Origin of the sequence: Janthinobacterium sp. PC23-8 (assembly GCF_002250505.1) — a bacterium.
Lineage (GTDB): Bacteria > Pseudomonadota > Gammaproteobacteria > Burkholderiales > Burkholderiaceae_D > Janthinobacterium.
Genome location: NZ_NJGY01000001.1, coordinates 912122 through 934757 on the forward strand (window position 1 = coordinate 912122; position 22636 = coordinate 934757).

General features: G+C 62.5%; 16 protein-coding genes. 8 read left to right on the forward strand and 8 right to left on the reverse strand.

All coding sequences use genetic code 11. The annotated features are described in order from the left end of the window. Positions 1-57 precede the first annotated feature (57 nt). The 3 genes from CD932_RS03955 (at position 58) to CD932_RS03965 (ending at position 3995) form a co-directional block, all read left to right on the forward strand. Positions 58-2457, forward strand: a complete 2400-nt coding sequence (locus CD932_RS03955) for a TonB-dependent receptor (RefSeq protein ID WP_254926450.1) — start codon at positions 58-60, stop codon at positions 2455-2457. Next, positions 2457-3587 carry a glycerophosphodiester phosphodiesterase family protein gene (locus CD932_RS03960; RefSeq protein WP_094441486.1) on the forward strand — a complete coding sequence of 377 codons (1131 nt, stop codon included), beginning with the start codon at positions 2457-2459 and terminating at the stop codon, positions 3585-3587. The genes CD932_RS03955 and CD932_RS03960 overlap by 1 nt, the downstream gene beginning before the upstream one ends. Positions 3588-3737: 150 nt before the next feature. Continuing rightward, positions 3738-3995, forward strand: coding sequence for a hypothetical protein (locus CD932_RS03965; RefSeq protein ID WP_141213176.1), 258 nt, complete (start codon positions 3738-3740; stop codon positions 3993-3995). Between the two features lie 240 nt (positions 3996-4235). Here the strand turns inward: CD932_RS03965 and ftsB are convergent, their stop codons facing one another. The 3 genes from ftsB to CD932_RS03980 form a co-directional block, all read right to left on the reverse strand. Then, complete coding sequence (ftsB, locus tag CD932_RS03970) at positions 4236-4559, reverse strand: cell division protein FtsB (protein WP_094441488.1); 324 nt, start codon at positions 4557-4559, stop codon at positions 4236-4238. 61 nt (positions 4560-4620) lie between these two features. Then, the gene (gene eno, locus CD932_RS03975) at positions 4621-5904 is read right to left on the reverse strand and encodes a phosphopyruvate hydratase (protein WP_094441489.1); all 1284 of its coding nucleotides are present in this window, start codon (positions 5902-5904) and stop codon (positions 4621-4623) included. 138 nt (positions 5905-6042) lie between these two features. Next, positions 6043-7695 (reverse strand): CTP synthase, encoded by a 1653-nt coding sequence (locus CD932_RS03980; RefSeq protein ID WP_094441490.1) that lies wholly within the window; start codon positions 7693-7695, stop codon positions 6043-6045. A 244-nt stretch (positions 7696-7939) separates the two neighbouring features. Here CD932_RS03980 and CD932_RS03985 point away from each other — a divergent pair, with 244 nt between their 5' ends. Both CD932_RS03985 and CD932_RS03990 read left to right on the forward strand, forming a co-directional pair. Continuing rightward, positions 7940-8344, forward strand: a complete 405-nt coding sequence (locus CD932_RS03985; RefSeq protein ID WP_094441491.1) for a PRC-barrel domain-containing protein — start codon at positions 7940-7942, stop codon at positions 8342-8344. A 108-nt stretch (positions 8345-8452) separates the two neighbouring features. Next, positions 8453-9862 carry an FAD-binding oxidoreductase gene (locus CD932_RS03990; protein ID WP_254926451.1) on the forward strand — a complete coding sequence of 470 codons (1410 nt, stop codon included), beginning with the start codon at positions 8453-8455 and terminating at the stop codon, positions 9860-9862. Here the strand turns inward: CD932_RS03990 and CD932_RS03995 are convergent, their stop codons facing one another. Then, positions 9863-10357, reverse strand: a complete 495-nt coding sequence (locus CD932_RS03995) for a GNAT family N-acetyltransferase (RefSeq protein WP_094441492.1) — start codon at positions 10355-10357, stop codon at positions 9863-9865. A gap of 21 nt (positions 10358-10378) precedes the next feature. Continuing rightward, a complete protein-coding gene (locus CD932_RS04000; protein WP_094441493.1) occupies positions 10379-13540 on the reverse strand; it encodes an error-prone DNA polymerase in 3162 nt (1053 codons plus the stop codon). 109 nt (positions 13541-13649) lie between these two features. Here CD932_RS04000 and CD932_RS04005 point away from each other — a divergent pair, with 109 nt between their 5' ends. The 3 genes from CD932_RS04005 (at position 13650) to CD932_RS04015 (ending at position 19201) form a co-directional block, all read left to right on the forward strand. Continuing rightward, on the forward strand, positions 13650-14435 hold the full coding sequence (locus tag CD932_RS04005; protein ID WP_094443446.1) for a PhzF family phenazine biosynthesis protein: 786 nt from the start codon (positions 13650-13652) through the stop codon (positions 14433-14435). A 166-nt stretch (positions 14436-14601) separates the two neighbouring features. Next, positions 14602-17022, forward strand: coding sequence for a TonB-dependent siderophore receptor (locus tag CD932_RS04010; RefSeq protein WP_094441494.1), 2421 nt, complete (start codon positions 14602-14604; stop codon positions 17020-17022). Positions 17023-17389: 367 nt separating this feature from the next. Beyond that, the gene (locus CD932_RS04015; protein WP_254926452.1) at positions 17390-19201 is read left to right on the forward strand and encodes a methyl-accepting chemotaxis protein; all 1812 of its coding nucleotides are present in this window, start codon (positions 17390-17392) and stop codon (positions 19199-19201) included. Between the two features lie 178 nt (positions 19202-19379). Here CD932_RS04015 and coaD read toward each other — a convergent pair whose 3' ends face one another. The 3 genes from coaD to CD932_RS04030 all read right to left on the reverse strand — a co-directional run bounded on the left by coaD (position 19380) and on the right by CD932_RS04030 (position 22619). Continuing rightward, complete coding sequence (coaD, locus tag CD932_RS04020; protein ID WP_094441496.1) at positions 19380-20528, reverse strand: pantetheine-phosphate adenylyltransferase; 1149 nt, start codon at positions 20526-20528, stop codon at positions 19380-19382. A gap of 94 nt (positions 20529-20622) precedes the next feature. Further along, positions 20623-21957, reverse strand: a complete 1335-nt coding sequence (locus CD932_RS04025) for an ATP-binding protein (RefSeq protein WP_094441497.1) — start codon at positions 21955-21957, stop codon at positions 20623-20625. A 2-nt stretch (positions 21958-21959) separates the two neighbouring features. Further along, positions 21960-22619 carry a response regulator transcription factor gene (locus CD932_RS04030; protein WP_094441498.1) on the reverse strand — a complete coding sequence of 220 codons (660 nt, stop codon included), beginning with the start codon at positions 22617-22619 and terminating at the stop codon, positions 21960-21962. Positions 22620-22636: the final 17 nt, after the last annotated feature.

The window sequence follows — 22636 nt, forward strand, 5'->3', positions numbered from 1 at the left end:
GTCACGCCCTGCCGTTACGCTGCCCAGCTTGCATTGTTCCCCCATTTACCACAGGCCATGATGAACCCGAATCTGACGCTGGCGTTGCGCCGCCACTCCTTTAACTTGCTGCTCGGCTGCGCCGCCGGCAGCGCACTGCCCGCGCTGGCACAAACGGCCGTTGCCGCCGCAGTCGCCTCCGCCACCACCGAGATGGCCGCGCCTGTCGAGGACAATGCCCCGATGGCAACAGTAGAGATTTCCTCGCGCAAGACGCGCTCTTCGGTGGCGCTGAGCAAGAATGAAATCCAGAAAATCCTGCCCGGTACCAATCCGCTCAAGGCGCTGCAGACCCTGCCGGGCGTGAGCTTCCAGACCGCCGATCCCTGGGGCAACAACGAACAGAACCTGTCGCTGTTCGTGCACGGTTTTTCGGGCCAGCAACTCGGCTACACCATGGATGGCGTGCCGCTCGGCGACCAGCAGTACGGCAACTACAACGGCCTGTCGCCGCAGCGCGCCGTGATCAGCGAAAACGTGCGCAGCGTGGTGCTGTCGTCGGGCGCCGGCGACCTGGCCACCGCCTCGACCAGCAACCTGGGCGGCACGATTGAAACCTTTTCCAGCGACCCGCTGGCCGCGCAAGGCGCCAGCGTGCAGCAGACCGTGGGCAGCCACCGCACCTCGCGCACCTTTGCCCGCTACGACACGGGTGTCTTTGGCGAGGGCAACAGCGCCTACTTTTCCATCCTGCACCACGAAGCGCGCGCCTGGGACTTCGACGCGCGCCAGGGCGGCGACCAGTTCAACGCCAAGTTCGTCAACCGCAGCGAGGCCGGCAAGCTGACCCTGTTCTTCAATTACTCGGACAAAACCGAGCCGAACGAAGACAGCACCGTGCACGTGGCCGGCGAAACCAGCGCGCCCTATACGCGCCCCTTCCTGTACCCGAACTTCGGCGCGGCCCTCAATTATCTGTCGCCCACCGGCGCCACGCCTGCGGCCGATGGCAACAACTACCGCAATTACTACAGCGACGCGCAGCGCACCGATTACCTGGCCTACGCCAAATTCGACGCCAACCTGGCCGATGGCGCCACCTGGAGCAACCAGGTCTATTTCCACAAGGATGACGGCGCCGGCGTAGTGGCCGGCCCGATCGGCGTGGCCGGCCTGCCGGCGCTGTTCGGCGTGTACTACCCGAACCAGAACCTCAGGCAGGTGTTCGGCAATTCAGGCTACGCCGTGCGCACCACCGAATACGACATCAAGCGCGGCGGTTTCATCTCGACCCTGCGCAAGGAAATTGGCGATCATCAACTGGAAGCGGGCCTGTGGCTGGAGCAGAACCGCTCCTCGGCCTATCGCCGCTGGTATGCGCTGGACGTGAACCAGCCGACCTCGCCGTATGACCGTCCCGCCAATCCCCTGATCACGCAATACGGCAGCGAGATCGACAACAAGGTGGTGCAGCTGCACCTGCAGGACGAATGGAAGATCAGCCAGGATATCGCGCTGCAGGCCGGCTTCAAGTCCAGCCTGCAGTTTGCCGATGGCCAGTTCCCGGTGCAGCCGGCCAGGGGCGCGATCTCCGGCGGCTCGACGGCCCTGCCGGTCGGTTCGATCGACACCAAAAAATGGTTTTTGCCGCAGTTGGGCGGGCGCTGGGATGTCACGCCGCAAGACCAGCTGTATTTCAATATCCAGAAAAACATGCGCCAGTTCGTCACCTACGGCGGTGGCGGCGCCTCGCCGTGGAGCCTGGCCAGCCAGTCCGCCTTCGACCTGTTCAAGCGCGACGCCAAGCCGGAAACGGCGCTGACGTATGAACTCGGCCTGCGCGGCAACCACCCGCTGCAGCTGGGCGCCGTCACCGCCATCGATGGCCAGGTCAGCGTCTATCATGTGGACTTCAGCAACCGTTTGCTGCAGATCAGCCCGACCCCGGTGATCTCGTCGATTATCGGCGGCAACCCGGTGCTGGCCAACGTCGGCAGCGTGCGCACGGATGGCGTCGACCTGGCCGCCACCGTCCACTTCGGCAATAATTTTTCGTTCTACAATGCGCTGTCGTACAACCGCTCGCAATATGCCGACAATTATTTCAACGGCGCCACCCTGGTGCCGACGGCCGGCAAGAACGTGCCCGGTTCGCCCGAGTGGCTCAATAAATTCGTCGCCACCGCCAATCTGGGCGAAGTGGAATTTCAATTGATCGGAGACTATGTGGGAAAACGTTACGCCACCTATACCAATGACCTGTCGGTACCCGGCTACTTCCTGATGAGCCTGGGCGTGTCGGGCAAGCTGCCGGCCCTGGCCAGCTGGCTGAAAAACCCGCGCTGGCGCGTCAATGTCAGCAACCTGGCCAACCGCGAAGGCGCGCTCAACGTGGTGGTGGGCGCCGCCGACAAGACCTACAACACCTTCCCGATCGCGCCGCGCCAGGGCTTTCTGACCCTGACGGCGGAGTTCTGATGCGCGCCCCCGTGTTGCCACAACGGCATCTGTCGCGCCGCCGCTTCGTGCAGGCCACCGCCGGTGGCCTGGCGCTGGCGGCTCTGCCCGCTTTTGCCGCCGGCATGCTGTCCACTCCTCCCACCCGCCCGCTGGTGTACGGCCACCGGGGCGCCAGCGCCCTGCGCCCCGAGCACACGCTGGCCTCGTATGCCAAGGCGATTGCCGACGGCGCCGATTATGTCGAGCCAGACCTGGTCGCCACGCGCGATGGGGTGCTGGTGGCGCGCCACGAAAGCAACCTGATCGAGACCACCGATGTGGCGCGCCGGCCTGAATTTGCCAGCCGGCGCAGCAAGAAGATGGTCGATGGCGAATGGCACGACGGCTGGCATGTCGATGACTTCACCCTGATGGAACTGAAAACCCTGCGCGCCATCGAACGCCTGCCCACTATCCGTACCGGCAACACCATGTACGACGGCCAGTTCCAGGTGCCGACCTGGGAAGAAATCATCGAATTTGTTGCGGCGCAATCGGCCGCCAGCGGGCGGGTGATCGGCCTGGTGCCCGAACTGAAAAGTTCCACTTACTTCAGCGAGGCCGGCCTGGCGCTGGAAGACCGTTTTATCTCGACCATGCTGGCGCACGAATACACGCGCCGCGCGCCGGTCGAGATCCAGTCGTTTGAAACGGCCAACCTGAAGTATCTGCGCAACAAGCTGGGCAAGCGCGCCAACGTGCGCCTGATGCAGCTGGTGCTTGGTGGCGATGTGCGCCCGGTCGATGTCGCCAAGGCCGGCGGCAAGCTGACCTTCGGGCAAATGCTGCAGCCGGCCGGCCTGCGCGACATCGCCGCCTACGCCGACGTGCTGGCGCCACCCACGCGCGGCCTGATCCCGCTGGGCGCCGACCAGCGCCTGGCAAAGCCAACCTCCATCGTCGACGATGCGCACCAGGCGGGACTGCTGCTGCACACCTGGACCTTCCGCCCGGAAAACCGTTTCCTGGCGGCCGACTTCCGGGATGGCAATGGCGAGAACGCGCGCAACGAAGCGGGCTCGGTGGCGGAAATGCGGCGCTATATCGAGACCGGCCTGGATGGCTTTTTCAGCGACGATCCCGGTTTGGGCCGTGTTGCCGCAGGATAATAATTTGTTACATATTTTTATCCGGGGCGTGGCCGGTGGCTACGCCCTTATTATTCACAGCTTGAATTACTGAAATTGGAATTTGGAATTGGACGTATATCGCGGTTTCCATTATTGTGCAATGCAACAACACACTTTCATGGAGGGCATATGTCCACAATGACCAGCACTTACAGCAGCACCAGCAACGACGGCTATTTCAACAACCTCGGCCGCGCCACGCGCGCTTTCCTGGGCGCCCTGCTGGCCTCGAAACCGGTCGTCCAGGCAGCCGCCGCCGCCGACGAGCCACGCTACAGCCGCCCAAGCCAGCGCGATATCGCCCTGCTGAACTCGGAAGCGGCACGCTACGAACACCTGATGCCCAACCTGGCCAGCGAACTGCGTTTCCTCGCTTCGCGCGGTTAAAAAAGCGTCCATGGCGGCGTTGCTTCGCCTTGCCTGAACACTTTTTTGATTACAACTTACATTACTTAGGATTGAATATGATGATTTTCGAAACCACCCTGATCACTCTGGCCGTTGCCGTGACCGCCATCCGCTTTTACCTGATTTCGAGCGGCAAGGGCGAGCTGTAAGCAGTAGAAAAGCGTGTATGCGTCAGCCTGGCAATCGGCCCGGGCTGGCAGGGAAGGAAATCAATCCTTCTCAGTGAGGCGCAGCCGTCGCGGCAGGCGTTTCTATCATCGGCGGCAGCTGGCCCTTGCGCACGATCTGCACAAAAATCTCATTCTGCTTGACCATTCCCAGCTCATAGCGGGCACGCTCCTCGACCGCGCCGGTGCCGTCCTTCAGGTCGCGCACTTCGGATTCGAGCTTGGCGTTACGGGCTTTCAATTCCATATTCTTTTGATGCGCCTGCGCGACTTGGGCTTCCATGTCGGCAACGCGCAGCCAGCCGCCTTTGCCCGTCCAGAGGGGAAATTGTATCAACAGCAGCAAGGCTGCCAGGGCAAGCGTAATCAGGCGCATGGGTCTCGGTTAAAAAACCGGCCGGAAAATTCCGGCCGGTCAGTTGCTCATCTTGTTGCAATTACTTCAGATTATAGAATGCATCGCGGCCAGGATAGGAAGCGATGTCGCCCAGGTCTTCCTCGATGCGCAGCAGCTGATTGTACTTGGCCATGCGGTCCGAGCGCGACATCGAGCCGGTCTTGATCTGCAGGGCATTGGTACCGACAGCGATATCGGCGATGGTCGAGTCTTCCGTTTCGCCCGAGCGGTGCGAAATGACGGCCGTGTAGCCGGCGCGCTTGGCCATTTCGATGGCGGCGAAGGTTTCGGTCAGGGTGCCGATCTGGTTGATCTTGATCAGGATCGAGTTGGCGATGCCCTTCTGGATGCCTTCTTTCAGGATCTTGGTGTTGGTGACATACAGATCGTCGCCGACCAGTTGCACTTTCTTGCCCAGTTCGGCCGTCAGGATCGCCCAGCCATCCCAGTCGCCTTCATGCATCGCGTCTTCGATCGAGATGATCGGGTACTTGTCGCACCAGGTTGCCAGCAGGTTGGTAAATTCGGTGGCGGTCAAGCTCAGGCCTTCGCCGGCCAGCTCGTACTTGCCATCCTTGTAGAACTCGGAAGCGGCGCAGTCCAGGCCAATGGCCACTTGCGTGCCTGGCTCGTAGCCGGCTTCTTCGATCGCCTGGATGATCAGCTTGATCGCTTCTTCGTGGTTGGCCAGCGATGGCGCGAAACCGCCTTCGTCGCCGACGTTGGTGTTCAGACCCTTCTTGTGCAGGATCTTTTTCAGCGTGTGGAACACTTCCGCGCCATAACGAACCGCTTCCTTGAACGACGGCGCGCCCACTGGAATGATCATGAATTCCTGGATATCGAGGTTGTTGTCGGCGTGCGCGCCGCCGTTGATGACGTTCATCATCGGCACCGGCAATTGCATCGCGCCCGAACCGCCGAAATAACGGTACAAAGGCAGGCCGGCTTCTTCGGCGGCGGCCTTGGCGACCGCCATCGAGACGGCCAGGATGGCGTTGGCGCCCAGGCGCGATTTGTTTTCCGTGCCGTCCAGATCGATCAGGGTGCGGTCCAGGAACGCCTGTTCATTGGCGTCCAGGCCCATGATGGCTTCGGAGATTTCGGTATTGATGTTCTCGCATGCCTGCAGCACGCCCTTGCCGAAGTAGCGCTTGGCGTCGCCATCGCGCAGTTCCACGGCTTCGCGCGAACCGGTCGAGGCACCCGACGGCACGGCGGCACGGCCCATCACGCCCGATTCCAGCAGCACATCGCATTCGACGGTAGGGTTGCCGCGCGAGTCCAGGATCTCACGGCCGATAATGTCAACAATAGCACTCATATCATTCTCCAAAGTTAAGCGTAACAGGGCTGCACACTGCGTTCTGATGCGCAATTGCACAAAGAGGGTAAACAAACTCCCGGCGTAGACTAAGCTGCCGGGAGCGGTGCTGCAAGGCCAAACGCCATCAGGCCACGTTTATTCTGCGGTGGCGTTCTCTTCCTTGTGGGCCAGCGCTGCCTTGATGAACGAGGTGAACAGCGGGTGGCCGTCACGCGGGGTCGATTTGAATTCCGGATGATACTGCACGCCCATATACCAGGGGTGGGCATTATCGCCCGTGCGCGGCAATTCCATGATTTCGCACAGGTCTTCGGTCGGCGTGCGGGCGGCTACCACCAGGCCGGCCGCTTCCACGCGCGGCAGGTAGTGATTGTTCGCTTCGTAGCGGTGACGGTGACGCTCGGTGACGACGGCGCCGTAGATCTCGGCGGCCAGGGTGCCCGGCTTGATGGCGCAGGTTTGCGCGCCCAGGCGCATGGTGCCGCCCAGGTCAGAATTGGCGTCGCGCTTTTCAACCTTGCCGTCCTGGCCTTGCCACTGATCGATCAGTGCTACCACCGGTTGCGCAGTGTCGAGGTCGAATTCGGTCGAGTTGGCGCTGGTCAAACCGGCTTTATGGCGTGCGTATTCGATCAGCGCCACTTGCATGCCCAGGCAGATGCCCAGGTAAGGCACCTTGTTTTCACGGGCGAACTGGGCCGCCATGATCTTGCCTTCCACGCCGCGCTTGCCGAAGCCGCCCGGCACCAGGATGGCGTCGTACTTGGCCAGAGCGGCGCAACCGGTGGTTTCGATTTCTTCCGAATCGATGTACTCGATATTGACCTGCGACTCGTTGTGGATGCCGGCGTGACGCAGCGCTTCGGTCAGCGATTTGTACGATTCGGTCAGCTCCACATACTTGCCGACCATGCCGACGGTCACTGCCGACTTCGGATGTTCGAGCGTGTAGATCAGCTTGCTCCAGACCGACAGGTCGGCCGGCGCCGGGTTCAAGTCCAGCGCGTCGCAGATGATCTTGTCGAGGCCCTGGTCATGCAGCATTTGCGGCACTTTGTAGATGGTGTCGACATCCCACACGGAAATGACGGCGTCTTCCTCGATGTTCGAGAACAGCGAGATCTTCGCGCGCTCGTCCTCGGGAATGGCGCGGTCGGCACGGCACAGCAGCGCATTGGGCAGGATGCCGATTTCGCGCAGCTTCTGCACCGAGTGCTGGGTCGGCTTGGTTTTCAATTCACCGGCCGAGGCAATATACGGCACCAGGGTCAGGTGAACGAAGGCGGTATTCTTGCGGCCGGCGCGCAGGCTCAGCTGGCGAGCCGCTTCCAGGAAAGGCAGCGACTCGATATCGCCGACGGTGCCGCCGATTTCGCACAGGGCCACGTCGTAGCCTTCGGCGCCACGGCGGATGTAATCCTGGATTTCATTGGTGATATGCGGAATCACCTGCACGGTCTTGCCCAGATATTCGCCGCGGCGTTCCTTGCGGATCACCGATTCATAGATCTGGCCGGTGGTGAAGTTATTCACCTTTTTCATGCGGGTGGAAATGAAGCGCTCGTAGTGGCCGAGGTCGAGGTCGGTTTCGGCCCCGTCGTCGGTGACGAACACTTCACCGTGTTGCATCGGGCTCATGGTGCCAGGATCGACGTTGATATACGGGTCGAGCTTGAGCATGGTGACTTTAAGGCCGCGCGATTCGAGGATCGCGGCGAGAGAGGCGGCGGCAATCCCTTTACCAAGGGAAGACACAACGCCACCGGTGACGAAGACAAATTTGGTCATTGCAGATGGTGCCGAACGGCACGTGCGGGAAATTGAAATTATACACTAAAGCCCGCCGAAAGCACGGTTGCCGCATGCAAAATTACGCCAACCGCCGGCAACGTCGCTCCAGCCTGGCTGTCGGCGCCGCAAGAGCTCACGATAGCAATATATGAAATATTTCCATCCTTATATCTTGTGTGGGAGAGCGAACAGACCCGGGTGTCGCGCTGCCGCACACTGGCATTTTCAACGGAGGTAAATCATGAGCTATGAAGAACGCGACGCCTATGGCATGTATGTGGACCGTGGCCATAAAGGTCCCGGCCCTGAACTGATGGGCGCCGACACCCTGATCGGTGACCACGTGCACAACGCCAGGGATGAACATCTGGGTGAAATCAAGGAAATCATGATCGACATGCGCAGCGGCAAAATTGCCTACGCCGTCATGTCGCACGGCGGTGTCTTCACCATCGGCGAAAAACTGTTCGCCGTGCCCTGGGAAGCGCTGCTGCTCGACACCGTCAACAAGCGCTTCACGCTGAATATCGACAAGGAGCGCATCGAAAACGCCCCCGGCTTCGACACGGACAACTGGCCGAACATGGCCGACACCACCTGGTCCAACGAAATCCACAGCTACTACGGCACCACCGCGCGCGAATAGTCATTCGGCACGCGGGGCGCTTGCGGCAAAGGGTGGAACCACAGGTTCTGCCCTTTTCTTTTGGTGCGCGCATCCTCAAGTAGAATAAAGAAAAAACGGAGGACACGCGTGAATCGACCTGACCATCTGGCCGCCCTGAAGCGGCCGCTGCCTGCATCCCTTGCGGCCGTACTGGCCCTGATCTTTGCCGAGCGCTTTTCCATGACGCAGGCCATGCGCGAGCATCATGGCCGCGACGAATCGAGCTACGACCCGATGCTGCCCGACGCCGTCATCTTTGCCCACTCGACCGAGGAAGTGGCGGCCGCCGTCAAGCTGTGCGCCGCGCATGACGTGCCGGTGATCGCCTGGGGCAGCGGCACCTCGCTCGAGGGCCATGTGCTGGCCCTGCACGGCGGCGTGACGCTCGACCTGTCGCAGATGAACGCGATGGTGGCCGTGCATGCGCAAGACCTGACGGCCACGGTGCAGGCCGGCGTGACGCGCAAGCAGTTGAACGAAGAGATCCGCGACACCGGGCTGTTCTTCCCCATCGATCCGGGCGCCAACGCCTCGCTGGGCGGCATGGCGGCCACCCGCGCTTCCGGCACCAACGCCGTGCGCTACGGCACCATGCGCGAAAACGTGCTGGCGCTCACGGTCGTCACGGCCGACGGACGCATCATCAAGACCGGCACCCGGGCGAAAAAATCGTCGGCCGGCTACGACCTGACGCGGCTGTTCGTCGGCAGCGAAGGCACGCTGGGCATCATCACCGAAGTCACCGTCAAACTGTACCCCTTGCCGGAAGCCATTTCCGCCGCCGTCTGCTCGTTTCCCGATACGGGCGCGGCCGTCAATGCCGTGATCGAGACCATCCAGATGGGCGTGCCGGTGGCGCGCGTGGAATTCCTTGACGAGAACGGCGTAAAAGCCATCAACGCCTACGACAAGCTGGCGCTGCCGGAAAAGCCGCTGCTGCTGTTTGAATTTCACGGCACGCCGGCCAGCGTGGCCGAGCAGGCGCAGCTGGTGCAGGAGATTGCCGCAGAACATGGCGCCAGCGGTTTCGAATGGGCCAGCCGGCCAGAAGAGCGCTCGCGCCTGTGGGCGGCGCGCCACAATGCCTATTTTGCGCTGCTGCAGATGCGCCCGGGCAGCCGCGCCATCTCCACCGATTGCTGCGTGCCGATTTCACGGCTGGCCGAATGTATACTGGCTACCAGGGAAGACTGCGAAAGCGCCGGCCTGGTGTACGCCATTATCGGTCATGTGGGCGACGGCAATTTTCATGTGCAGATGCTGGTCGACCCGGACAATCCGCAAGACATCGCGCGCGCCGAACAGGTCAACGCCGACATGGTCACGCGCGCCATCGGCATGGACGGCACCTGCACCGGCGAGCACGGCGTGGGCATGCACAAGATGGCCTTCCTGGTGGAAGAACATGGCGAGGGCGCGATCGACACCATGCGCGCGCTCAAGCATGCACTCGACCCGAAAAACATCATGAATCCGGGCAAGATCGTACGCTGGTAATTAGCCGGCCAGCGTCATCTGCATCGGCACAAACGCAATCCCGCCCTGCTCCACTTTCGGTCCTGTCGGCACGAATCCGATCCGGGTATACACCGGCAAGGCATACAGGGAGGAATTGACGGTAAATGCCGTCACTTCTCCCCTGGCCAGCGCCGCATCGCGCGCCGCCTGCCACAATCGCAGGGCGATGCCGCGCCGGTGCAGCGCGCGCGGCACGAACATATGAAACAGATGCGTGTTCTCGCGCATCGCCACCACGCCGGCCAGTTCGCCATCGAGATGGGCGATCTGGTAGCGGTATTTGTCCTGCGACAGATATGTTTCGATGGCCGGCAGGCTGCAGTGTTCGATGAACTTTTCCGCCCCGGCGCCGTCCGGGTGCAGGGTCAGGAAAGGCATCAGGTCGTCGATCAGGGCAACGATGGCGGGCGCGTCGGCCACCAAAGCCGGACGCAAGGTCCATGCAGGCAAAGCGAATTCAGATAAAGGTTTCATGGGCAGATCATGCCATAAGTATTAACAAAAATCGCGGCTGCTGGTGCGCAAGCGTCCCAGCAGATGCGACATGTCGACCAGGCGCCTGGCCACCAGGTTGCGCACGATGCCTTCCTGTTGCCACACGCCATACACGCCCAGCAAGGGCGCACCCAGCACCTCTTTGCGCTGCTGCTCCACCAGCGACGGCCAGACGATCACATTGACCGTACCGGTCTCATCTTCCAGGGTCAGGAACAGCACGCCCTTGGCCGTGCCGGGGCGCTGGCGTACGGTGACGATGCCGCAGGCGCGCGCCACTTGACCGTTGGTATAGCAGCGCAAGGTGGAAGCGGGCAGGAAACGCTGCGCCAGCAACTGCTGGCGCAGCAGCGCCAGCGGATGGCGGCCCAGGGTCAGGCCCTGCGCGCGGTAGTCGCTGACGATGCCCGCGCCTTCGCCCGGTGCGGACAGCTGCGGCAAGTCTTCAGCAAGCGTGGTGGCGCGCAGCAAGTCGCGCTCGGGCACGGCGCCGGCCGCCTGCCACAAGGCTTCGTGGCGGTTGCCGGCCAGCGCCTGCAAGGCATTGCCGGCGGCCAGTATCTGCAGGTCGTGACGGTCGAGCGATGCGCGCCGCGCCAGGTCGGCCACGTCCACGAACGCGGCAATGGCGCGCGCATCCTCGATGCGCAGGGCTGCCTGCGCGCGCATGCCGAACAGCGTATTGAAACCGAGGCGCACGGCAGGCGTGTTGGTGTCGCCTGCCAGCGCCGCTTCCCAGCCGCTGGCGGCCACATCGACGGGCAATACTGGCACGCCATGCCGGCGCGCATCCTGCACCAGTTGCGAGGGGCTATAAAACCCCATGGGCTGGCTGTTGAGCAAGGCGCACAGAAAGGCGGCCGGTTCGTGGCACTTCAGCCAGGAACTGGCATAAGTCAGCAGCGCAAAACTGGCCGCATGCGACTCGGGAAAACCGTATTCGCCAAAGCCTTCGATCTGGCTGAAGATGGCTTCGGCGAAGGCTGCGTCATAGCCATTGGCGACCATGGCAGTGACGATACGTTCATGGTAATTGTTCAAGCCGCCCTTGCGTTTCCAGGCCGCCATGGCGCGCCGCAACTGGTCCGCTTCGCCCGGTGAAAATTTCGCCGCGATCATCGCCACCTGCATCACCTGCTCCTGGAAGATCGGAATGCCCAGGGTGCGGCCCAGCGCCTTTTCCAGGCCCTTGGGGTAGCTCACCGCCTCCCGGTTCTGGCGCCGCTGCAAATACGGATGGACCATGCCGCCCTGGATCGGGCCGGGGCGCACCAGCGCCACTTCGATCACCAGGTCATAGAACTGGCGTGGACGCAGGCGCGGCAGCATGCTCATCTGCGCGCGCGATTCGATCTGGAATACGCCGATGGTGTCGGCCTCGCAGATCATGTCGTAGGTGGCCTTGTCCTCGGGCGGAATATCCTGCATCACGAACGGCTCGCCACGGCGCAGGCTGACGATGTCGAAGGCGCGGCGCAGCGCCGACAGCATGCCCAGCGCCAGCACGTCGACCTTCATCAGGCCCAGCTCTTCCAGGTCGTCCTTGTCCCATTCGATCACGCTGCGACCGGCCATGGTGGCGTTTTCGATCGGCACCAGGCGCGACAGCTGGCCCTGCGCAATCACGAAGCCGCCCGGATGCTGCGACAAGTGGCGCGGAAAACCCAGCAACTGCTGCGCCAGCGTGGCCCACTGGCGCGACAGCGGCGCCCCCGGGTCCAGCCCGCTTTCAGCCAGCCGCTTCAGCAAGTCGCGCTTGCCGTCGAACCAGCGGTGCGCCTTGGCCACTTTTTCCACGATGGCCAGGTCCACGCCCAGCGCGCGGCCGCTGTCGCGCAAGGCGCTTTTCGGCCGGTAGCTGATCACCACGGCGGCCAGCGCGGCGCGCCGCCGGCCATATTTGCCGTAGATATATTGAATCACTTCCTCGCGCCGCTGGTGTTCGAAGTCGACGTCGATGTCCGGCGGCTCATTGCGCTCGCGCGACATGAAGCGCCCGACCAGCGAGTTGCCGCGCGCCGGGTCGACCTCGGTAATATGCAGGCAATAGCAGACGGCCGAATTGGCGGCCGAGCCCCGGCCCTGGCACAGGATGGCTTGCGAGCGGGCAAAACGCACGATGTCGTAGACGGTCAAAAAGTACGGCTCATACGCCAGGTCGGCGATCAGTTCAAGTTCATGCTCGATCTGCGCCTGCACGTTGGCAGGGATGCCCAGCGGAAAGCGCGTGCGCGCGCCATGGTAGGTCTCTTCACGCAAGTAAGTGGCCGGCGTATGGCCGGCCGGCACCAGTTCATCGGGGTATTCATAGCGCAGGCTATCGAGCGAGAAATCGCACTGGCTGGCAATCAACACGGTTTCGGCCAGCGCCTGCGCTGGATACACATTGCCCAGGCGCAGCCGGGCGCGCAGATGCTGTTCCGCGTTTTGCGCCAGCGCATAACCGCACTCGGCCACCGGCTTGCCCACCCGCACGGCGCACAGGGTATCGAGCAGCGGCTTGCGCGAACGCACATGCATGCAGACATGGCCGACGGCCACCACCGGCAAGCCCTGCGCCCGGGCCGCCGCCTGCACGGCCAGCCGGTGCGCATCGTCCTGGGCGCGCAGCAGCAAATTGAGGCCAATCCAGTTGCGCGCTTTTCTCTCCCCCTTGTTTTCCTCCATGGCAAAGGTGGCCTGCATCCACACGCCCTGCTCGCGCAAGGCGGCCGCATCGGCCGGATAGCCGGGCAGCAAGATCATCAAACAGCCGGGCAAGCCTTTGAGATGGGCGAACTCGGGCGATGGCGCGGCGAAATCGTCGGGCGTCAGCAGGTAGCGCCCCTTGGCTGCGCGCGTGCGCGCCATCGTGATCAGCTCGGACAGATTGCCATAACCGTCGCGGTTCTTCGCCAGCGCCAGCAGCGACCAGGCAACACTGCCATCGGCATGCGTGAGGTGAAAATGCGCGCCTATGATCAGCGGAAAGTTGGCCCGTTTGGCCACGCCGTGGGCGCGCACCACGCCGGCCAGCGAACACTCGTCCGTGATGGCCAGCGCGTGGTAGCCCAGCTCGATGGCGCGCGCCACCAGTTCCTGCGCATGCGAAGCGCCGTGCAGGAAGCTGAAGTTGGTCAGGCAGAACAACTCAGCGTAATCGGGCAAGCTCGCGACCGCCATGATGCACCTCAATACTGTATATAAACACAGTAATTATACTCAGGTAAAAACTGGCCACTCGGTTATGCTTGTACTTTCCCCCCAAAGAAGCACTTTGCCCACCATGGCCATGACCATCCATCTCCTGAAATGTTTCGGCGCCGCGCCCGGTGGCGGCAATCCGGCGCTGGTCGTCGAGCACGACGCCAGCACAGAGACCGAGCGCCAGCAGTTTGCCCTGGAACATCAGGTCAGCGCCTGCGTCTTTATCGACCGCCAGCCTGACGGCGCCATCGTGCTCGACTATTTTTATCCGCACACGCGCAGCCCGCTATGCCTGCACGCGACACTGGCCGCCGCGCATGTGCTGCTGGCGGCGCCGGGCGCGCCGGCAAGCCTGAGCGTGCACACGGCCATGCACCATCAACCGTTGCGGCTGGCGCGGCGCGCGCAAGGGATGTTTGTCAGCCTGGCGCCGCAAACACCGCCGGCGGTGATCATCGAGCACTATCTGCCGTCTGAACTGATGGGCCAGCACATGCATTTGCTGTCGCCACCGGTCGTCGCCTCCGTCGGCAGCCCCAAGCTGCTGCTGGAAGTGGCCGACAGCACCACCTTGCGCGCGCTGCGGCCCAACCTGGAACTGATTGCCGACTGGAGCCGCTTGCATGGCGTCAATGGCTGCTATGTGTATTGCAGGCTGGCCGACGGCCACTATGAAGGGCGCAACTTCAACCACCTCGACCCAGGCATGGAAGACAGCGCCACGGGCGTGGCGGCGGGGGCGCTGGCACATCAGCTGCGGCAGTCGCTGAGCCTGTCCCAGGGCCACGTCACCGGCCAGCCCTGTTTGATCCAGGTCGAGTACGGCGCAGACGCTATCCGGGTGGGCGGAATGGTGCAAAACAGCACCTGAGCGGGGCAACATGCACCATGGCAATGCAGACCAGGCGCCCACCAAATTGATGCGAACCAGGAAACAACAGTCAGGCTTTATTTGTACGTGGAAAATACGGTAATACTGGCAAAAAGTTAAAAGCTGGCACTAAAATCAAGTAACAAATTCACTTGGAGATACCCGCGTGCCGACCCTCACTACCTTGCGTAAAGCCGTTCTGATCAGCCTCTATGGCAGTGCCGCCCTCGGCGTTTTCGGCCTCTGCGCCGCGCCCGCCATGGCGCAAACCGGTGATGCCGCCAGCGCCGCCGACGCGGGCGCCGTGCAAACGGTCAGCGTGGTCGGCTCGCGCCGCGTCAGCGCCAGTTCCGCCACCGACACCATGGTGCCGGTCGATATCATTCCCATGACCAAGGTCGCCGAACAGGGCGGCCAGTTCGACCTGGCGCAGTCGCTGCAATATATTTCGCCGTCGTTCAACTCCACCCGCCAGACCGGTGCGGACGGCGCCGACCTGGTCGACTCGGCCGCCCTGCGCGGCCTCGGTTCCGACCAGACCCTGGTGCTGGTCAACGGCAAGCGCCGCCACACTACCGCTCTGGTCAACCTGTTTGGCGCGCGCAACCGCGGCAACACGGGCACCGACATGAATGCGATCCCGCTGCTGGCGATCAAGAACGTGCAGGTGCTGCGCGACGGCGCCGCCGCCCAGTATGGCTCGGACGCGATTGCCGGCGTGATCGATATCGAACTCAAGAAAAGCCTGGGCTGCGAAGCGGTGGCCGGCTACAGCCAGTATTCGGAAGGCGACGGCAAGAACTACATGACCTCGGCCTACTGCGGCCTGGCGCTGGGCGACAAGGGCACCATTGCGATCACCGGCGAATACCTCGACCGCGGCCGCTCGAACCGGGCTGACGCCGACAGCCTGCGCACCATCGGTGACACCAAATCGCAAAACAAGACCTTGTACGTCAATGGCGACTACGCCACCAGCGCCACCAGCAAGCTGTATTTCACGGCCGGCGCGCAGACGCGCGACGCCTCCAGCGCCGCGTTTGGCCGCGGCGGCATCGGCAGCATCGATATTCCAGGGCGCAACTCGGCCGCCATGTATCCGAACGGTTTCGTGCCCTTTATTAACGGCAAGATCGACGACCAGTACGCCACCATCGGCCACCGTGGCCAGCTCGGCGACTGGAATGCGGATTTCTCGCAGACCTATGGCTACAACAAGATGCGCTACGACATCAGCAATACCCTGAACGCCTCGATCGCCAACCTCGACCTCCTTAATGGCGGCAAAGGCGTGAGCCCCAGCCGTTTTGACGCGGGCGGCTTTTCGTTCCAGCAGCTGACCACCAATGCCGATTTCAGCCGCTACTACGACACCGTCCTGCACGGCATGAACGTTGCCTTCGGCGCCGAATACCGCAGCGAGGAATACAAGATCATGGCAGGTGAACCGGGCTCCTATATCGACGCCGACGGCGTGGGTGTGGGCGGCAGTGGCCGCAGCCAGGGCTTCCCCGGCTTCCAGCCCAGCGACGTGACCAAGGCCAAACGCCACAGCATCGCCGCCTATGGCGACGTGGAACTGGACCTGACGCAACGCCTGAAAACCCAGGGCGCGCTGCGCTATGAAAAATTCAGCGACTTCGGCTCGACCGTCACGGGCAAGCTGGCCGCCAGCTACAAGGCGGCGCCGACTGTGCTGCTGCGCGGCTCGGCCAGCACGGGTTTCCGCGCGCCCTCGCTGCAACAAGTGTATTTCTCGTCGACCTTTACCGATTTCGTTGGCGGCGTACCGACCGACGTGGTGCTGGCGCCGAACGGCGGCGCGGTGGCCAACGCGGCCGGCATCCCGAAGCTGAAGGAAGAAAAATCGACCAGCTTTACCCTCGGCGCCACCTGGACGCCGACGCAAGCCGTGTCCGTCACGGCCGACCTGTACAACATCAAGATCAAGGACCGCATCGTGCTGTCGGGCCGCTTCAACGCCGGCAACTACCCTGACCTGGCGTCACGCCTGGCGCTGCTGGGCGTGGTCGAAGCGCAGTTCTTTGTCAACTCGATCGACACCCGCACACGCGGCCTGGACCTGACGGCCTCGCACAAGGGTGACGTGTTCGGCAACCGCCTGACCACCTTTCTGGCGCTGAACCTGAGCAAGACCGAAGTGACGAAAGTGAAAACCCCGGCTTCGCTGACCGGCTTTGAAGACGTGCTGCTGTCCGAACGCGAACGCCTGTTCATCGAGCAGGGCGGCCCGCGCTCGAAAGCCACCCTGGGTTTTGACTATGTAACCGGCAAGCTCGAATCGAACCTGCGCGTGATCCACTTCGGCCCGCAAACCCTGGGTACCTTCAGCGGCACCGCCGCAGGCGTGCCGAACGCGCGCTACGCAGCGAAGACCTCGGCCGACCTGAGCTTTACCTACAGCATCACCAAAAACACCAAGCTGACCTTTGGCGGCAACAACATCTTCAACGTCAAGCCGACCACGCAGAACGCCGACGAAACCGACAACGGCTTCAAGTACGACAGCGTGCAGTTTGGCCTGAACGGCGCCTCCTACTTTGGACGGCTGTGGGTAAAATTCTGAGTTGAGTTGGTCTTCTTGAAAACAGCGGCTGTGCCAGGAGGGGCAGCCGCTGTGCGGTTTGGAGCGTTCATCAGCATGCATTGGTTTAAACGTTGCCTCTTTACAACCACATCGTGAAGTTGATTGCTTTTTGTGTGTTTGTGTGAGAAACTAAATACATCAAATAAAATAAATAAAATGAAATAACCAGATAAGTTATTTCATTACACCCGCACCCAGCCCCGTGCCCTGACAGTGCAATGTTTTGCCCAGCGCTGACTTCGCGCATGAACGGCGTATTTTCTTGTCACGCTCATCCTGCCTTCGAAATTGCATTGTTTAACTGATCGAACACCAGACGGCGTATCGACATCCATCGTGCCCTCGCATGCGTCGAATTACGGCAGCCTGCGCGGACCATATGCAAATATTAGACCAAGGAAATATCGTGAAAAATTTAACGGTGCGTGCCCAGCTTGCCGCCGCCTTCGGCGGCATCGCATTATTGCTGACGGGAATTGCCATTTTTGCCATCTTCGGGATGTTGGACCAATCCGAGAACTTTGAAAATTATGTGCATGGCGTGCGCGAACGTTCCGAGGCGGCCCATGCCGTGCGGGAGGCGGTAGGGTTGCGCGCCGTGGCAGCCAGGAATCTGGTACTTGTCAGCACGCCGGCGGACCGTGATGCGGAGAAGAAAATTGTGTCCCAGGCCCAGGCAGAGGTCGTGTCCAATTTGCGCAAGCTGAAAGAACTTGCCAGCGATGCCTCCGTGTCGGCCGATGCCCGGCGCATGATCGACAAGATCGATAGCATCGAAAAGCAGTATTCCCCTGTGGCCTTAGCCATTGTGGAGCTTGCCCTGCAAGACAAGAAGGAGGAAGCGATCGTCAAGATGAACAAGGAGTGCCGCCCCCTGCTGGCCGCCCTGGTTGCCGCCTCCAATGAATACGGGCAATTCACCACGCGCCATTCCCTTGAGCTGATCAAGGATGCCGAGGATGACTTTACGGCTGCCAGGAACAAGCTGGTGCTCCTCAGCGTGCTCGCCATCGTACTGGCGATTGCGGCCGGCATCCTGATCTCGCGACGCCTGCTGCAAGCACTGGGGGCGGAACCGACCGATTTGTGCGACGCCGTGACCAGGGTTGCCAGCGGCGACCTGACCGGCGAACTGCATGTCAGGCCCGGCGACAGCAGCAGCGTTTTGGCAGCGGTGCAGCGCATGCAAGGTTCGCTGGTCCAGGTGGTCTCGTCGGTACGCCATGACTCGGAAACGGTGTCCACCGCCGCCGCGGAAATTTCCTCCGGCAATAATGACTTGTCGAACAGGACCGAGCAACAGGCCAGTGCGCTGGAAGAAACCGCTTCCTCAATGGAAGAACTGACCTCGACCGTCAAACAAAACGCCGACAATGCGCGCCAGGCCAACGTATTGGCGATCACGGCGTCGGACGTCGCGACCAAGGGCGGCGCTGTGGTTTCCCAGGTGGTGGGCACGATGGAATCGATCAGCGAAGCGTCGCGCAAGATCGTCGACATCATCAGTGTCATCGACGGCATCGCTTTCCAGACCAATATCCTCGCGCTCAATGCGGCGGTCGAGGCGGCCAGGGCCGGTGAACAGGGACGTGGATTTGCCGTGGTCGCTTCCGAGGTACGCAATCTCGCGCAGCGCAGCGCCAGCGCCGCCAAGGAAATCAAGGTCTTGATCGACAATTCGGTGGAGCGGGTTGACCTGGGCACCAAATTCGCCAACGAAGCCGGCTCCACCATGTCCGAGGTGGTCAGCAGCGTCAAGCGGGTGACCGATGTGATCGCCGAGATCGTCAGCGCCAGCCACGAACAATCGACGGGGATCGAACAAATCAATGAGGCCGTCAGTGCGATGGACAATGTCACGCAGCAAAACGCGTCACTGGTTGAAGAGGCTGCCGCTGCGGCCGAATCGCTGCGCGATCAAGCGGACAATCTGGTGCGCACCGTGAGCGTCTTCCAGATACCGTCAGCCGGTGCCCGCCCCACCGTCAAGCCCGCCGCGCGGCCCACGCTGAGCAATGCCAGCAAGGCAGGCGGTTTGGTCAAAACGCCTGCGCGCGCATCGTCGGCAAAGCCGGCGCCTGCATCGAACGTCCTGCCTTTGTCCCAGGCAAAAGCACGCAAGGCTGCCGCTGCCGGGGGTGACTGGGAAGAGTTCTAACAATAACCAGCGCATGAAGATGGTCTACAGCCGCATGCCCAGCCAGATCACCGATTCGGTCATGCCGGACACGACCGAGCCGAGCATCCGGCTCCACAGGCGGCTCGTTTGATTGTGTGGTGCAGCCGTGTGCCAGTGGCGGCAGCGGGCGCTGGAGTTTGTCGCCGAGTATGCCTGATCATCCGATCGCCAGCGCCGCCATCTCTTTGCGCATATTCTCGATCGCCCGCTGGTTGTACTGGTTGGAAAAATACGCATCGCCAAACAGTTGCCCGGCCTGCGCCTTGTCGCTCAGATGCTGTAGCGCCTGGCCGCGCTGCTGCTTGAAGCGGGCCGCTTCGACATGCGCGTATTCGCGGGCGATGGCCTGGGTGTAGGCCAGATACACTTCTTCGTCCTGGCCCAGGATGGCCAGGTCGGCGCTCAGCATCACGTCTTTCAGCACATGCGCAATCGATGATCCCTGGAAATGGTCGGTGGCGCGTATCAGCTGGGCCACGTCGGCATTGTCGCCGGCGTCCAGGCCGCTGCCCAGCCACAGGCGGGCGCTGGCTTCTTCGCTCGACTGCGCGGCGTCTTCGTCGTGGCCGTAGACGGCGTCGTGGAACCAGAAGGCCTTTTTCACCAGCGCGCTGTCGCGCGGCGCGGCGCAGGTGTTGTCGGCCCAGACGCGGATTTCGGACAGGCCGTGCACCAGATGGTCGAGGTTGTGATAATGGCGGTCCGCGCCGCCATACGCGTTTGGCCCCGTCAGGTGCGCGAACCAGTGGTCAAACAGTGCGATCTGGTCTGCGGGGGCGGTGGCGTAGTGCCACAGCGCCTCCCATTCCTTGCGCAGGCAGTCGAGTATCCACGCCTGGTAGGCGGGGCCGGGGACGAATTTTTTCATGGTCCAGTTCCAGCCGACCGGGCCTTCCAGCGCTTTCACGAAGCTGGAACTGACGGAACCGAGATCGCGCGGCGGCATGACGAAAATGGTTTTCGCGCCCTGCAGCACATCGACATTGGTTTGCTGGATCAGGTTTTCATAGTCGAAATCGGCGGTGGTGCGGATGCCGCGGATCAGGTAGTCGCAGCCGTGTTTTTTGGCCGCGCGCGCCGTGTAGTCTCCCTTGACGATCACCACCTGCACATTGTCCCAGCCCCACTCGCGCGCGCTTTGCTCGATGATGCGCTTGCGGTCTTCGGCGGCAAACTGCGGCTTCTTGGCCGGGTTTTGCGACAGGAAGACGATGACCTCGTCGGCCAGTGACCGCGCTTCGCCAATCACCCACATATGGCCATTGGTGATGGGGTCGAGGGTGCCTGAAAAACCGATCTTCTGCATGCTGCGCTCCGTTCATTGATGTACTTATTGGGCAGACAATATAGGCCTGCGCCGCGTACGTCAATCCAGCATGCCAAAAAATCGTATCAAATCGTCACTTTTTCAACGGCAGCGGAAACGCCACCCGCACGCACAAGCCGCCGAGGCGCTCGGAGCGGTCCAGCACCAGGCGCGCGCCATGGCGCTCGGCGATCGCCTTGATGATGGCCAGGCCCAGGCCGCTGCCATTGGCGTCGGTGCCGGGTACGCGGTAGAAGCGGCTGAACACCCGTTCGCGCTCTTCCTCGGGAATGCCGGGACCGCTGTCTTCCACCGACAGCGTCACGCCGACCGGCGTCGAGCGCAGGTCGATATCGACCCTGCCCCCCTGCGGCGTGTACTTGATGGCGTTGTCGACCAGGTTGCGCAGCAAGATATTCAAGGCGTCGGCCTGGCCGGCGGCGCTGGCCGGGTCCATGTGGTGCAGGCCCAGGTCGATCTTGCGCGCCTGCGCCACGCCGGCCATGTCGCCCAGCGCGCGCTTGACGACATCGTTCAGGTCCACCAGTTGCAGCTGGTCGCCGCTGGCCGCGCTCGCTTCCTGGCGGGCCAGCACCAGCAACTGCTCGACCAGCCGCGTGGCCCGTTCGATGCCGGCGCTGACGCGCGAAATGGCCAGGCTGCGCTTGTCTTCCGACTCGGCCCGCTCCAGGCTCAGCACCTGCAGTTTGAGCGCCGCCAAGGGCGTGCGCAATTCATGGGCGGCGTCGGCAACAAAATGCTGCTGCGCGTCGAAGGCGGTTTTCACGCGGTCGAACAGCAGGTTCAGTTCATGCACCAGCGGGCGCACTTCGTCGGGCAGGCCCGATTCCGAGACAGGCGACAAGTCGTCGGCCTGGCGCGCCGCCACCTGCTTGCGCACGCGCGAGACCGGCGCCAGCGAACCGCTGACCACCCACCACACCACCAGCATCAGAATCGGCGCCATCAGCGCGATCGGGCCGACGGTGCGCAGCGCCAGGCTACCGGCCATGCGTTTTCTCACCGCCATGTCCTGGGCGATCTGCACGGTCTGGGAACTGGTCTGCACGGAGAAGATGCGATAGGTGGTGCCGTTCGCCTTCACGTTCGAAAAACCCAGCACGGCGCGCTGCGGCAGTTCGGCGCGCGTGATCGAACGGAACACCTGCACCCCGTCCGGCGTCCACACCTGCACCACCATGTCGTTATTGGCCGGGTCGGCCGGCAAGGCTTCGGCCTGGTTGGCCAGCGGCGCGCCCGAACGCAGCGACAGCGCCATCTGCTGCATGTGGTAATCGAAAATCTGGTCGGCGTCGTACAGCGCGCTGCGGTAGGCGATCGACGCCTGCGCCAGTGCCGCCATGATGATGGCGGCCAGCAAAAACCACAGCAAGCGGCCGCGCAGCGAGTGCGTCACCGTCACCTTCATTCTCATGCCTTGGGCACCATGTAGCCAAGGCCGCGCACGTTCTGGATCAATTCGCTGCCCAGCTTCTTGCGCAGGCCGTGGATATACACCTCGACGGCGTTGCTGTTGACTTCATCCTTCCAGCTGTACAGCTTTTCTTCCAGCTGCGCGCGCGACAGCACGATGCCGGGCCGCGCGATCAACGCTTCGAGCACCGCCCATTCGCGCGCCGACAGGTTCACCGAATGGCCGTCGGCGATCACTTCGCGCGTCAAGGGATTGATCGACACGCCCTGGTGTTCGAATACCGGCTCCGGGCGGCCCGCAGCACGCCGCAGCAAGGCGCGGATGCGCGCCAGCAGTTCGTCCAGATCATACGGCTTCAGGACATAATCGTCGGCGCCGGCGTCCAGGCCGGCGATGCGCTGCTCGATGGCGTCGCGCGCGGTGGCCACCAGCACCGGGGTGTCGAGCTTGCGCAGGCGCATCGAGCGCAGCACTTCCAGGCCATCCTTGCGCGGCAGGCCCAGGTCCAGCAGCACCAGGTCATAGGTCTGCGTTTGCAGGGCGGTGTCGGCCATGTCGCCATCCTTGACCCAGTCCACCGCATAGTGCTCGGCGCGCAGCAGGTCCAGCACCACTTCGCCGATCATTGTGTCGTCTTCTACCAGCAGTAAGCGCATGGTGTGCCTCTCTTCGT

Bases quoted from the DNA above. Each gene is read 5' to 3' on its own strand.
- CD932_RS03955 (WP_254926450.1), top strand. From the start codon at position 58: ATGATGAACCCGAATCTGACGCTGGCGTTGCGCCGCCACTCCTTTAAC.
- CD932_RS03960 (WP_094441486.1), top strand. From the start codon at position 2,457: ATGCGCGCCCCCGTGTTGCCACAACGGCATCTGTCGCGCCGCCGCTTC.
- CD932_RS03965 (WP_141213176.1), top strand. From the start codon at position 3,738: ATGTCCACAATGACCAGCACTTACAGCAGCACCAGCAACGACGGCTAT.
- ftsB (WP_094441488.1), bottom strand. From the start codon at position 4,559: ATGCGCCTGATTACGCTTGCCCTGGCAGCCTTGCTGCTGTTGATACAA.
- eno (WP_094441489.1), bottom strand. From the start codon at position 5,904: ATGAGTGCTATTGTTGACATTATCGGCCGTGAGATCCTGGACTCGCGC.
- CD932_RS03980 (WP_094441490.1), bottom strand. From the start codon at position 7,695: ATGACCAAATTTGTCTTCGTCACCGGTGGCGTTGTGTCTTCCCTTGGT.
- CD932_RS03985 (WP_094441491.1), top strand. From the start codon at position 7,940: ATGAGCTATGAAGAACGCGACGCCTATGGCATGTATGTGGACCGTGGC.
- CD932_RS03995 (WP_094441492.1), bottom strand. From the start codon at position 10,357: ATGAAACCTTTATCTGAATTCGCTTTGCCTGCATGGACCTTGCGTCCG.
- CD932_RS04000 (WP_094441493.1), bottom strand. From the start codon at position 13,540: ATGGCGGTCGCGAGCTTGCCCGATTACGCTGAGTTGTTCTGCCTGACC.
- CD932_RS04005 (WP_094443446.1), top strand. From the start codon at position 13,650: ATGACCATCCATCTCCTGAAATGTTTCGGCGCCGCGCCCGGTGGCGGC.
- CD932_RS04015 (WP_254926452.1), top strand. From the start codon at position 17,390: ATGCGTCGAATTACGGCAGCCTGCGCGGACCATATGCAAATATTAGAC.
- coaD (WP_094441496.1), bottom strand. From the start codon at position 20,528: ATGCAGAAGATCGGTTTTTCAGGCACCCTCGACCCCATCACCAATGGC.
- CD932_RS04025 (WP_094441497.1), bottom strand. From the start codon at position 21,957: ATGAAGGTGACGGTGACGCACTCGCTGCGCGGCCGCTTGCTGTGGTTT.
- CD932_RS04030 (WP_094441498.1), bottom strand. From the start codon at position 22,619: ATGCGCTTACTGCTGGTAGAAGACGACACAATGATCGGCGAAGTGGTG.